This window comes from Kribbella sp. NPDC104740 (assembly GCF_055583505.1).
In genome coordinates this window covers 106007-117459 of sequence record NZ_JBVJNV010000001.1, presented here as the reverse complement: position 1 = coordinate 117459, position 11453 = coordinate 106007, and the positions used below count along the sequence as shown (strand labels likewise).

Here is an 11453-nt window from a genome sequence, read left to right as displayed (position 1 = left end):
GACGAAGTCCAAGGGTCTGCTGATGGCCGCTGCGCGATGTCCCGCCGACGACGTCGGCGTTCACCGCAAGGCGCTGCGCGACTGGAGGCGGGCGGTGGCGCCGTACTGTCAGGATCTGCCCCGGCGCCTCCGCCGGGAGATGAGGTGGGCGGCGGCGGTGAGGAGGGTGAGGGCTGCTGAGGCGAGCGCGAGGGTGCGGGTGAAAGCGGCGTCGGAGCTGGTGGTGATGAGGCTGAGGGCGAGGAAGATCACGGTCATCAGGGCGAAGAAGGCGATCAGGCCGGTGCGGATCACGGGTTCGCCGCGGCGGCGCCAGTGGGGGTCGTCGGCAGGGTTACTGCCATGCTTTGCGTCCCGTGCGCTGACCACCGCCGTGGGGCTGACGCCTCGGAGCCAGAGGACGCCGTACACGGCGAAGGCGTAGGCGACCCACGCGGTGACCGTCAGCAGGCCGGTGATCACGCCGGTGAAGAAGTAGTCGTCGACCGAAGCGCCGGCCACGGCCGCGATCAGGGCGAACAGCCCGCCGAGTGCGGCGGCCGTGCCGAAGAGTCCGGCGACGAAGGCGAGCGGGATCGAGCCGCCGCTCGCCTCGCCGAGGAGGTAGAGGCGGCACGGGCCGGTCAGGAAGATCCAGCGCAGCAGGCGACGCATGGGGAGACTGTGACAGATCCGCGGGGCGTGGCGTGGGCGGAACGGGGCCGGCCGCGGGCACGATGAGGTGATGACGGGCTCGAAGGTGGCGCGTGGCTGGTGGGCCGGGATCGTCGCGGTGATCGTTGTCTCGCTGGTGATCCAGCTGGTGCTGATCTTCACCGGTGGGGCCGACGCGAACTCCGGGGAGACCGGCGCGTCGATCGGGGTCCGGCTCTGGCGGATGGTCAGTTTCTTCACGATCGAGAGCAATCTGCTCGTGCTCGCGGCGCTGGTGTTCCTGGTCCGCAGTACGTCGTACGACGGCCCGCGCTGGCGCGTCCTGCATCTGGACGCGCTGCTCGGGATCGTGATCACCGGGCTGGTGTTCGCGATCGTGCTCGCCCCGCAGGTGCATCTGACCGGCTGGGCGCTGGTCGCGACGATCGGGTTCCACTACGTCTCGCCGTGGGCGACCCTGATCGGCTGGCTCGTGTTCGGGCCGCGCCCACGGATGTCGTGGGCAACGGTCGGTCTCGCGTTCGTCTGGCCGCTGGCCTGGCTGGTCTACATCTTCGTCCAGGGGTCGTTCACCGACTGGTACCCGTACCCGTTCCTGGACGTGACCGAGCTCGGGCTCGGCGTCGCCGTCCGCAACGCCTCGTTCGTACTGGTGCTCGGGATCGTGCTGGCGGCCGGGTTCAAGACCCTGGACGCCAAGCTGCCGCGGACCAGCTAGAGGTCGTCGGCGACGCCGTACAGGATCTCGCCGGCCTCCAGGACCTTGGCGCGGTCCTCCGGGGTGAGGTGCTCGAGGATCGTGGTCAGCGCCTGGCCGGCGTCGGCGCGCATGTGGGCGACTGTTTCGGCGCCGAGCTCGGTGAGCTCGACGGCGGTGGCGCGGCCGTCGAGGGTGTCGGGGCGGCGGCGGACCAGGCCGGAGGTCTCCAGGACCGCGACGGTGGTGGTCGCGGTCGGCTGGGAGCAGGGCACCTTGTTGGCGATGGTGCCGATCCGGACCGGCTGCTCGCGGGCGATCACGAGCAGCGCGATGAACTGGGTCGGGTGCATCGACGTCGACATCGCGGTCCGGCGCAGGTGCCGGACGATCCGGTGCATCGCCACCATCAGGTGGACTGCCTTCTCGTCCAGCACGATCACCCCGTCGGTTCAGGCCGCCCGGATCTCGGGTCGGTAGATGTCCATCCATGTTGCCAGTGAGAGCAACTGTTCCAGGTTCTGCCGCGCACCCGCATCGAATTCAGCCTGAAGACTCCCTGAGACTTTTTCCCGGTCGGCCAGCACGAACACCGGATGATCGTCGGCCAGCAGCTGCCGCGCCTGCTCGCCGAGCGCCACCACGTACGCCGGATCCTGCGTCTGCGGGTACGGGCTCTTGGTCCGGGTCGCCACCGACTCCGGCAGCGCGTTCCGCGTGGCGGCACGCAGCAGGCTCTTCTCCTGCCCGTCGAACGTCTTCAGGCTCCACGGCGTGTTGTAGACGTACTCGACCAGCCGGTGGTCGCAGAACGGCACCCGGACCTCCAGCCCGACCGCCATCGACATCCGGTCCTTCCGGTCGAGCAGGAACCGGACCATCCGGGTCAGGTGCAGGTAGCAGATCTTCCGCATCGTCCACTCGTGGTCGCTCTCGCCGTCCAGCCGGTCGATCTCGCCGACGGCGTCGTCGTACCGGCTCCGCACGTACGCCGGGAGGTCGAGCCGCCGCAGCAGGTCGTCGCTCAGCACCCCGCCGACCGCGCCGGTCCGCCGGAAGCGGCGGAAGGCCAGCCAGGGGAACGTCTTCGCCTGCTGCACCTCGCGATCGTGGAACCACAGGTACCCGCCGAAGATCTCGTCGGCCGACTCCCCGGACAGCGCGACCGTCGACTGCTCCCGGATCGCCTTGAACAGCAGGTAGAGCGAGCTGAACATGTCGCCGCCGAGGGGTGCGTCGTTGGCGCGGACGACAGTACGGCGTACGTCCGGATCGGTCAGCACGGCGTTGTCGAGCACGATGTCGGAGTGCTGCGAGTGCACCAGCTCGGCGACGTCGTGCACGTACGGCGTGTCCGGCGTACCGCGCAGCTCGCTGGCGACGAAGTTCTCGGCCTGGCCGGCGAAGTCGACCGCGAAGCTGCGCACCTTCTCGCCGTGCTCGGCGAGCTGCTGCGCGGCCAGCCCGGTGATCGCGCTGGAGTCGAGCCCGCCGGACAGCAGCACGCACCGGGGGACGTCGGCAACCAACTGGCGCCGGGTGATGTCGTCGAGCAGCTCGCGGACGTGCGCGACCGAGGTGTCCTGGTCGTCGGTGTGCGACCGGGTCTCCAGCCGCCAGTACGTGCTCTTGCGGATGCCGTTGCGGTCGACGGTGACGACCGTGCCCGGCTCGACCTCGGCCATCCCGGCCCACAGCGACTGCCCGGGCGTCTTGGACATCGTGAACAGGTCGCGCAGCCCGTCGTCGTCGACGGCGGGCGTCGCGAGCGGGTTCGCCAGAATCGCCTTCGGCTCGGAGCCGAACAGGACGCCGTCGTCGGTCGGGTGGTAGAAGAACGGCTTGATCCCCATCCGGTCGCGGACCATCACCAGCTTGTCCTCGCGCGGGTCCCAGATCGCGAACGCGTACATCCCGTTCAGCCGCTCGGCGAACGCCTCACCCCACTCCAGGTACGCGCGCAGCACCACCTCGGTGTCGGAGTCGGTCGCGAACGCGTGCCCGCGGGCGCGCAGCTCGTCCTTCAGCTCGAGGTAGTTGTACGCCTCGCCGCTGTAAACCATCCCGAGCGTCGTCGTCCCGCCGTTCGGCCCCGGTACGCCGACCGTCATCGGCTGCTCGCCACCGGCCAGGTCGATCACCGCCAGCCGCCGGTGCCCGAGTGCGACGTACGGCGCTCGCCAGGTCCCGCGCGCGTCCGGCCCGCGGCACGCCATCGTCTCGGTCATCGCGTCGACGGTCGCCTGCTCGGCCGCCAGATCCCGCCGGTAGGCCACCCAACCGGTGATTCCGCACATGGTCCGCCTCCTGCTGCTCCTCGGTTGATCAAATACATTCGTCGCCAATGTATTTCGCACCGAAGGTCACCACAACACTGCGGTCGGTGAGGTAGGTCATGCCCGCCGTACGCCGAGCAGCACGCCGTACCGGTCCGCCGCGTGGTCTACGAGCTGACACCGCTCGGGCACAGCATGCTCGGCCCGATCCGGACCGCCTGCCGCTGGACCTCCGACCACTGGGACGAGCTGCTCGACGCGCGGGAGAGCGGGATCACCAGGTAGGCCACTGGTTCCGTGCGGCGGCGCGCAGGCGGCGGACGCGGCGGTCGCGGCTGTGGACGCGGCGGCGGGCGGCGCGGGAGATGCGGCGGTGGACGCCGGCGAAGGGGTGGTCGGCGGGGAGGCCGGCCGCGGGGTGGACCGGCTGGGCGGCGTACTGGGCGAAGTGGGCGACCGGCTGGACGGCGTACTGGGGCTGGCGCATCGGCGGATCTCCTGGCGGTTGGCGACGGGGATCGGATGCGGCCCGGCCTCCTCCGGTTCCCGGTGTGACCTCGTTCACGGACGGGCCCGTTCGGCGCAGATAGAGGTCTGCTCGGCGAACCACCAGTACCGCGGGTGGTCTGCCGTTGGTAGAAAGGGGGCGGCGCCCGGGCGCGCCGACCGGCTATCGACGAGGAGTCCGCGACCGTGACCAGTTCCGAGCCCCAGTCCCCAGCGCTGTCGAACCTGATGCACGAGGAGCGGCGGTTCGACCCGCCGGCCGAGCTCGCGGCGCACGCGAACGTGAAGGCCGACGCCTACGACACCGCCGCGGCGGACCTGGAGGGGTTCTGGGCCGAGCAGGCCAAGCGGCTCAGCTGGGCCGTCGAGCCGACCGAGACGCTCGACTGGAGCAACCCGCCGTTCGCGAAGTGGTACGCCGACGGCAAGCTCAACGCGGCGTACAACTGCGTCGACCGGCACGTCGAGAACGGGCTCGGCGACAAGGTCGCCTACTACTTCGAGGGCGAGCCGGGTGACACCCGCGAGATCACCTACGCCCAGCTCAAGGACGAGGTCAGCAAGGCCGCGAACGCGCTGCTGGAGCTGGACGTGAAGGCCGGCGACATCGTCGCGATCTACATGCCGATGATCCCCGAGACCGTGGTCGCGATGCTGGCCTGCGCCCGGATCGGCGCCCCGCACACGGTGATCTTCGGCGGCTTCTCCGCGGACGCGCTGAAGGGCCGGATCCTGGACTGCGACGCCCGCGTCGTGATCACCTCCGACGGCGGCTACCGCCGCGGCGCCCCGGCGGCGCTGAAGCCGGCCGTCGACACCGCGCTCGAGGACTGCCCGGACGTGCGCAACGTGCTGGTCGTGAACCGGACCGGTCAGGAGACCGCGATGGTCGACGGCCGCGACCTGTGGTGGGAGGACTTCGTCGGCAAGCAGTCGACCGAGCACACCCCGGAGGCGTTCGACGCCGAGCACCCGCTGTACGTGATGTACACGTCGGGCAGCACCGGCAAGCCGAAGGGCATCCTGCACACCACCGGCGGCTACCTGGTCGGTACGTCGTACACGCAGTGGGCCGTCTTCGACCTGAAGCCGGACACCGACGTCTACTGGACCGCCGCCGACATCGGCTGGGTCACCGGGCACAGCTACATCGTGTACGGCGCGCTCGCCAACGGCACCACCTCGGTGCTGTACGAGGGCACGCCGGACACCCCGCACCAGGGCCGCTGGTGGGAGATCGTCCAGAAGTACAAGGTCTCGATCCTGTACTGCGCGCCGACCGCGATCCGCACCTTCATGAAGTGGGGCGCGGAGATCCCGGCGAAGTTCGACCTGTCCACGCTGCGCGTGATCGGGTCGGTCGGCGAGCCGATCAACCCCGAGGCCTACGTCTGGTACCGCGAGCACATCGGCGGCAACCAGGCGCCGGTCGTCGACACCTGGTGGCAGACCGAGACCGGGATGCACATGATCTCGCCGCTGCCGGGCGTCACGTCGGGCAAGCCGGGTGCCGCGATGAAGGCGATCCCGGGCGTCAGCGTCGACGTCGTCGACGACGCGGGCAAGTCGGTGCCGAACGGATCCGGTGGTTACCTGATCATCGACAAGCCGTGGCCGGCGATGCTGCGCACGCTGTGGGGCGACGACGAGCGCTTCAAGGAGACGTACTGGTCGCGCTGGCCGGGCGTGTACTTCGCCGGGGACGGCGCCAAGAAGGACGAGGACGGCGACATCTGGCTGCTCGGCCGGGTCGACGACGTGATGAACGTGTCCGGCCACCGGCTCTCGACGACCGAGATCGAGTCGGCGCTGGTCTCGCACCCGAAGGTCGCCGAGGCGGCCGTCGTGGGCGCGTCCGACCCGACCACCGGGCAGGCGATCGCGGCGTTCGTGATCCTGCGCTCGGAGGCCGGTGACGGCGGTCCGGACGTCGTCCAGGAGCTGCGCAACCACGTCGCCAAGGAGATCGGCCCGATCGCGAAGCCGCGGCAGATCATGGTCGTCGCCGAGCTGCCGAAGACCCGCTCGGGCAAGATCATGCGCCGGCTGCTCCGCGACGTCGCCGAGAACCGCGAGGTCGGCGACGTCACCACGCTGGCCGACTCGACGGTGATGGACCTGATCAAGACCAACCTGGAGTCCGGCAAGTCCGACGAGGACTGACGTACGCCGTACGCGGGCCCGGACAGCTCCTGTCCGGGCCCTCGTGCTGTGCCGGTGAGCCCGGCGAGGTCCTAGCCTGTGCGGGTGGCAGACCTCGAGGCCGGGCGGATCGCGAAGACCAACGACGAGCGGGCGGCGCTGGCCGCGCGGGTCGGGTGGGACGTCCGGTTCGACGCGCCGGAGCTGGCCGATCGCTGGCGGTACGCGTTGCCGTTCAGTCTGCGCGGCGACGAGCAGAAGTCGTTCGGGGTGCTGAGCGGGAAGCACCAGGGGGTCCCGTTCACGGCGTTCGACTTCCACCGGGTGCGGGCGGTGAAGGCGGTCCGGGACGCGTGGAACGACGAAGCGACGTACGACGACGAGTACGCGCGGATCAACACCGTCTGGGTGCTCGACCTGAAGGCCGACGTGCCGTGGTTCCAGCTCGTCGAGAACATCGACCCGGCGTACGACACGACCGGTCTGCCGGAGCCGATCACCGACGACCCGAACTTCAACCGCTGGTACCGGCTGGTGAACACCGACCCGCAGGTCGCCGCGCAGGTCCTGCACCCGGAGCTCGCGCAATACCTCCGCCGGCACAAGCTGCACACCTGGGCGCTGATGCACACCGAGCTGGTCTTCACCACCGCGCCGATCTTCACCCGCGTCAAGCCCGACGAGCTGGTCGCCACCCTCGACAGTCTGATCGGCCTGGTCGCACTGCTCCCGCTCCCCAAGCTCGCCGAGTACCGATGACAGCCCTGGTCGCGATCCTGCACGCGGGCCTCGCCGCCGCGTGGGTCGGCGGGATGGCGTACTCGCTGTTCGTCGTCCAGCCCAAGCTCGCCAGGTTCTACGCCAAGGATCCGGAATCCCGCGAGGCACTCACCCTGGTGATTGCCTCAGGCAACCGCTGGAAGGTGGTCGCGCTGATCGCCGCGATCGCCGCCACCGGCCTCACCCTGCTGCTTCTCGACCCGCAGCACTGGTGGATCCACCTGCTCAAGGCCGTGCTGCTCACGGCCGCGACGGTGATCTTCTGCTACGTCTCGTGGCGCCACTGGCCGCACCGGGTCTTCGCGACGGCGGCCGAGCTCCCGGCGTACCAGCGCAGGCTTCAGCTCCTGGCGACGATCATGCTCGCGCTGACCGGTACGGCGTTCGCGCTCGGCGTGCTCGCCGCGCATGTTTGATACTTGATCAGGTCGTGCGGTACGCGACGGTGATGTCGTAACGGTCCGAGCGGTACGTCGACCGGCCGCACTCGATCACCTCGCCGGAGGCGGTGCGCGGGGCCGAGGTGATGATCAGGCAGGGCGTGGTCTCCTCGATGCCGAGCAGCTGGGCGTCCTCGGGGGTGTCCGGCGGGGCCGCGACGATCGAGGCGGAGACCATGCCGAGCGCGACGCCGTAGCGGGACGCCAGTTCGCCGTACAGGGAGAGCTCGTCGAAGGACAGCTCGTCGAGGCCGGGGAAGCGGCGCAGGGAGAGGTTGGTGCGCTCGATCGCCATCGGCTCGCCGTCGGCGAGGCGGAGGCGGACCAGGTGCAGGACCGGGGTGCCGACCGGCTCCTCCAGCTCGGCGGCCAGGGCCTCGTCAGCGGTGCCGACCCGGTGCTCGAGGACCTTCGCGCCCGGCGTGATGCCGCGGGCGTGCATGTCCTGGCTGAACGACGACGCGAGCAGCTTGTTCGGCCGCGGCTCGGCCACGAACGTGCCACCGCCGGGACGCCGGGCGGCCAGTCCCTCGGCGACCACGCGGTCGACCTCCTGGCGGACCGTCATCCGCGCGACGCCGAAGCGCTCGGCCAGCACCCGCTCCGAGGGCAGCACGGTCCCGGCCGCCAGGCTGCGGGTCAGGCGCTCCAGGATCTCGCGGATCTGGTCACCCTTCGGCCGGTCCGTCCGCAGCTCGGTGGGGAGCTCGGCGAGATCGCCGGGGTTGTTCCTTGGGCGGGCCATGGTGTCGTGTTCCCTGGGGATCTGGCCGGCAAACCGGTTGCCGGGTGTGGTGACGTGACTCGGGCCGGTTGCCCGGCCGTTCACCGACAGTACTGGCCGGAGCCCCAGGACGGCCAGCGATCATCCTCCCAAACCAGCGCTACCGCGTCGAGCCGGGTGTGCTGTGATTCATCCGGGAAAGCGTTCGCCGTCACCGGCTGCGACCGGGTCGATGGCCTAGACTGAGCAGGCAACGCAACAGGTGTGCCGGGAAGACTGGTCGGCGACGGTTCGACCATGCCCCGAGCGAGAGGCCCAGCGATGCCACCAGTTGTCCGTCTCCGGCAGCGGCGGCGCGCGTTCCCCCGGGTCCTCGGGCGCGAGCGCGCCTTTCTCGCCGACGCGCTGCGCGCCGAGACCACCGGCGGCCTGCTGCTGCTCGCGGCGGCCGTCGTCGCGCTGATCTGGGCCAACTCGCCGTGGCAGGACGCGTACCACCACGTCCGCGATCTCGACCTCGGTCCGCTCAGCGTCGAGGCCTGGTCGGCCGACGGCGCGCTGGCGATCTTCTTCTACCTGGCCGGCGTCGAGCTCAAGCGCGAGCTGATGGTCGGCACGCTGTCGAAGCTGTCCGAGGCCGTCGTCCCGGTGGTCGCGGCGCTGTCCGGAATGGTGCTTCCGGCAATCATCTACCTGGGCGTGAACCTGCTCGCGCCCGGCGGGCGGACCGAGGGGTGGGCGGTGCCGACGGCGACCGACATCGCGTTCGCGCTCGCCGTACTGGCGATCGTCGGGTCGTCGCTGCCGGGGGCGCTGCGGGCGTTCCTGCTGACGCTGGCGGTGGTCGACGACTTCGGGGCGATCCTGGTGATCGCGGTGTTCTTCTCGCACGGGTTCCACCTGCTGCCGTTGCTCGCGTCGGTGGCGCTGATCGCTGCGTTCTACGCGCTGCAGCGCTTCCGGGTCCGTACGCCGTTGCTGTACGTGCCGATCGCGATCGCGGCGTGGTGGTTCATGCACGAGTCGGGGATCCACGCGACGATCGCCGGGGTCGCGCTCGGGTTCGCGACGCGGGTGCTGCCGGATGCCGGAGAGGCCGAGGCGCCGGCGGAGCGGATCGAGCACAAGCTGCGGCCCTGGTCGGCGGGGGTGGCGGTGCCGCTGTTCGCGCTGTTCGCGGCGGGGGTGACGCTGAGCGGCGGGGCCGTGCGCGACATGCTGACCGATCCGGTGGCGCTCGGGATCGCGGGTGGGCTGGTGGTCGGCAAGTTCATCGGGGTGTTCGGGGGGACGTGGCTGACGACGCGGTTCACGCGGGCGGAACTGAACTCGGATCTCGCCTGGCGGGATGTGGGCGCGGTGTCGGTGCTGGCGGGGATCGGGTTCACGGTGGCGCTGCTGATCGCGCAACTGGCGTTCGGTGGGGATGTCGCGCAGACCGAGCGGGCGAAGGCGGCGGTGCTGATCGCGTCGGCGATCGCGGCGGTGCTGGCGGCAGGGCTGCTGTTCAGGCGCAACCGGGCGTACGCCGACTGAGTCGCCCGACACCCACCACTGATCAACCCGCGCTCCCCGCGGCCTCGCACGCTTGGCGCGAGCAGGATTCGGCGGCGTTCGGGTGGTTGATCAGTGGTGGGCGTCGGTCCGGGCGGACGTGCACCACTCACCAACGCGCCGCGGGCACGCTCGACGGGCTGCGGAACGGCGCTGATCGGCGGGGTTGGTGAGTGGTGGGCGTCCGCCGCTCGGCGATTGGGTACCGGCGGTTCGGAGTACGCGGCGGTAGGGTCGGGGTGGGACGGAAGGAGCGCCATGTCGATGGGGCAAGAGGACGAGCCGACGGTCGGGCAGCTCGTCGCGAACGCCAGCCGGGATCTGTCCAGCCTGGTGCGCAGCGAGATCGAGCTGGGCAAGGCCGAGCTGAAGAAGACCGCGGTCAAGGCCGGGACCGGGGCGGGGCTGTTCGGTGGCGCCGCGTTCCTGGGGCTGCTCGCGATCATCCTGCTCTCCATCGCCGCGGCGTACGGCGTCAGCGCGCTCGGGCTGCACCCGGCGCTGGCGTTCCTGATCGTCGCGGTGGTCTACCTGCTGATCGCCGCCGTGCTGGTGCTGATCGGCAAGAACCAGCTCGGCCAGGCCAAGGGCCCGCAGCGCGCGATCGAGACCTCGAAGGAGTCGGTCGAGGCGCTCAAGGCGGTCGGGAAGGGCGACTGAGCCCCGCCGGAGTCTCCGACCTGCTCGTCGACGGGCCCTGGTCGCACGCGCTCGTCGCGGCCAACGGCGCGCGCTTCCACGTCGCCGAGTGCGGTACGGCGGACGATCCCCTGGTGCTCTTCCTGCACGGCTTCCCCGAGTTCTGGTGGGCCTGGCGGCACCAGCTGCCGGCCGTCGCCGCCGCCGGGTATCGGGCGGTCGCGATGGACCTACGCGGGTACGGCGCGAGCGACAAAACCCCACGCGGGTACGACCCGTTCACGGTGTCGGCCGACGTGTCCGGCGTGATCCGGTCGCTGGGTGCGTCGGAAGCGGTCGTGGTCGGGCACGGGTGGGGCGGCTTCGTCGCGTGGTCGGCCGCCGTACTGGCGTCGCGGCAGGTGCGGGCGCTGGCGGCTGTTTCGGCTCCGCACCCGCTGATGCTGCTGCGGTCAGGTCGGCCGCGGGCGGCTGCGCAGGTCGGGTGGTTCCAGCTCCCGATCCTGCCCGAGCGGCGGCTGCTGGCGCACGACGGGATCCACATCGAGCAACTGCTGCGGGCTTGGGCTGCGCCCGGCGGTGACTTCCCGGACGCGGAGGCGTCACGGCGGTACCGGGCAGCGCTGCAGGTCTGGCCGGCGCCGCACTGTGCGCTGGAGTACCACCGGTGGTTCGTGCGGTCGCGGCTGCGGACGGACGGGCGCCGGTACTCCGCGCGGATGCGCGAGCCTGTCGACGTACCGGTGCTCCAGGTGCACGGTGGGCTGGACGGCGCCGTGGCGCCGGCGAGTTGGATCACGCCGCCGGAGCTGATCACCGCGCCGATGCGGCAGGAGGTGCTGACGAAGGTCGGACATTTTCCGCATGAGGAAGCGCCCGATCAGTTCACGCAGGTGCTGCTGGACTGGCTGGGGACTGTCTAGGAGATCGCCTCGGGGCCGACGGTGCCGGTGACCTTCCACTCGCCGGCCTTCTCGTCGCCGCTGAAGGGCTCGCCGCGGACGCCGCCTCCGTTCTCCTGGGGCGCGTCGATGACGTAG

General features: G+C 70.7%; 13 protein-coding genes. 8 read left to right on the top strand and 5 right to left on the bottom strand.

Annotated features, from left to right (window positions below; translation table 11 throughout):
- Positions 1–108: 108 nt before the first annotated feature.
- Positions 109–654, bottom strand: coding sequence for a hypothetical protein (locus ACZ6Z4_RS00600; protein WP_465556662.1), 546 nt, complete (start codon positions 652–654; stop codon positions 109–111).
- A 70-nt stretch (positions 655–724) separates the two neighbouring features.
- Here ACZ6Z4_RS00600 and ACZ6Z4_RS00595 point away from each other — a divergent pair, with 70 nt between their 5' ends.
- Entirely contained in the window at positions 725–1372 is a 648-nt protein-coding gene (locus tag ACZ6Z4_RS00595; RefSeq protein ID WP_465556660.1) for a Pr6Pr family membrane protein, read from the top strand.
- Here the strand turns inward: ACZ6Z4_RS00595 and ACZ6Z4_RS00590 are convergent.
- Positions 1369–1788 (bottom strand): MarR family winged helix-turn-helix transcriptional regulator, encoded by a 420-nt coding sequence (locus ACZ6Z4_RS00590; RefSeq protein WP_465556658.1) that lies wholly within the window; start codon positions 1786–1788, stop codon positions 1369–1371. The two genes, ACZ6Z4_RS00595 and ACZ6Z4_RS00590, sit on opposite strands and share 4 nt — an antisense overlap.
- Before the next feature lie 15 nt (positions 1789–1803).
- Positions 1804–3648, bottom strand: a complete 1845-nt coding sequence (asnB, locus tag ACZ6Z4_RS00585) for an asparagine synthase (glutamine-hydrolyzing) (protein ID WP_465556656.1) — start codon at positions 3646–3648, stop codon at positions 1804–1806.
- 141 nt (positions 3649–3789) lie between these two features.
- Between asnB and ACZ6Z4_RS00580 the strand changes: the two genes are divergently transcribed.
- Positions 3790–3912 (top strand): hypothetical protein, encoded by a 123-nt coding sequence (locus ACZ6Z4_RS00580; RefSeq protein ID WP_465556654.1) that lies wholly within the window; start codon positions 3790–3792, stop codon positions 3910–3912.
- Here ACZ6Z4_RS00580 and ACZ6Z4_RS00575 read toward each other — a convergent pair.
- Positions 3902–4114 carry a hypothetical protein gene (locus tag ACZ6Z4_RS00575; protein WP_465556652.1) on the bottom strand — a complete coding sequence of 71 codons (213 nt, stop codon included), beginning with the start codon at positions 4112–4114 and terminating at the stop codon, positions 3902–3904. The genes ACZ6Z4_RS00580 and ACZ6Z4_RS00575 overlap by 11 nt on opposite strands.
- Positions 4115–4362: 248 nt before the next feature.
- Here ACZ6Z4_RS00575 and acs point away from each other — a divergent pair, with 248 nt between their 5' ends.
- The 3 genes from acs to ACZ6Z4_RS00560 all read left to right on the top strand — a co-directional run bounded on the left by acs (position 4363) and on the right by ACZ6Z4_RS00560 (position 7472).
- A complete protein-coding gene (gene acs, locus ACZ6Z4_RS00570) occupies positions 4363–6297 on the top strand; it encodes an acetate--CoA ligase (RefSeq protein ID WP_465560553.1) in 1935 nt (644 codons plus the stop codon).
- Between the two features lie 84 nt (positions 6298–6381).
- A complete protein-coding gene (locus tag ACZ6Z4_RS00565; RefSeq protein WP_465556650.1) occupies positions 6382–7035 on the top strand; it encodes a hypothetical protein in 654 nt (217 codons plus the stop codon).
- Positions 7032–7472, top strand: coding sequence for a hypothetical protein (locus ACZ6Z4_RS00560; protein WP_465556648.1), 441 nt, complete (start codon positions 7032–7034; stop codon positions 7470–7472). Before ACZ6Z4_RS00565 ends, ACZ6Z4_RS00560 begins: the two co-directional genes overlap by 4 nt.
- A 7-nt stretch (positions 7473–7479) precedes the next feature.
- Here ACZ6Z4_RS00560 and ACZ6Z4_RS00555 read toward each other — a convergent pair whose 3' ends face one another.
- On the bottom strand, positions 7480–8241 hold the full coding sequence (locus tag ACZ6Z4_RS00555; RefSeq protein WP_465556646.1) for a GntR family transcriptional regulator: 762 nt from the start codon (positions 8239–8241) through the stop codon (positions 7480–7482).
- A gap of 300 nt (positions 8242–8541) precedes the next feature.
- On the opposite strand from ACZ6Z4_RS00555, the gene nhaA reads away from it, so the two are divergent.
- From nhaA to ACZ6Z4_RS00540, 3 genes are all read left to right on the top strand, one after another.
- A complete protein-coding gene (gene nhaA / locus ACZ6Z4_RS00550; RefSeq protein ID WP_465556644.1) occupies positions 8542–9756 on the top strand; it encodes a Na+/H+ antiporter NhaA in 1215 nt (404 codons plus the stop codon).
- A 276-nt stretch (positions 9757–10032) separates the two neighbouring features.
- Positions 10033–10434 carry a phage holin family protein gene (locus ACZ6Z4_RS00545; RefSeq protein WP_184801666.1) on the top strand — a complete coding sequence of 134 codons (402 nt, stop codon included), beginning with the start codon at positions 10033–10035 and terminating at the stop codon, positions 10432–10434.
- Positions 10435–10547: 113 nt separating this feature from the next.
- Positions 10548–11336 carry an alpha/beta fold hydrolase gene (locus ACZ6Z4_RS00540; protein ID WP_465556641.1) on the top strand — a complete coding sequence of 263 codons (789 nt, stop codon included), beginning with the start codon at positions 10548–10550 and terminating at the stop codon, positions 11334–11336.
- Positions 11337–11453 lie beyond the last annotated feature (117 nt).

Bases quoted from the DNA above. Each gene is read 5' to 3' on its own strand.
- ACZ6Z4_RS00600 (WP_465556662.1), bottom strand. From the start codon at position 654: ATGCGTCGCCTGCTGCGCTGGATCTTCCTGACCGGCCCGTGCCGCCTC.
- ACZ6Z4_RS00595 (WP_465556660.1), top strand. From the start codon at position 725: ATGACGGGCTCGAAGGTGGCGCGTGGCTGGTGGGCCGGGATCGTCGCG.
- asnB (WP_465556656.1), bottom strand. From the start codon at position 3,648: ATGTGCGGAATCACCGGTTGGGTGGCCTACCGGCGGGATCTGGCGGCC.
- ACZ6Z4_RS00575 (WP_465556652.1), bottom strand. From the start codon at position 4,114: ATGCGCCAGCCCCAGTACGCCGTCCAGCCGGTCGCCCACTTCGCCCAG.
- acs (WP_465560553.1), top strand. From the start codon at position 4,363: ATGCACGAGGAGCGGCGGTTCGACCCGCCGGCCGAGCTCGCGGCGCAC.
- ACZ6Z4_RS00560 (WP_465556648.1), top strand. From the start codon at position 7,032: ATGACAGCCCTGGTCGCGATCCTGCACGCGGGCCTCGCCGCCGCGTGG.
- ACZ6Z4_RS00555 (WP_465556646.1), bottom strand. From the start codon at position 8,241: ATGGCCCGCCCAAGGAACAACCCCGGCGATCTCGCCGAGCTCCCCACC.
- nhaA (WP_465556644.1), top strand. From the start codon at position 8,542: ATGCCACCAGTTGTCCGTCTCCGGCAGCGGCGGCGCGCGTTCCCCCGG.
- ACZ6Z4_RS00545 (WP_184801666.1), top strand. From the start codon at position 10,033: ATGTCGATGGGGCAAGAGGACGAGCCGACGGTCGGGCAGCTCGTCGCG.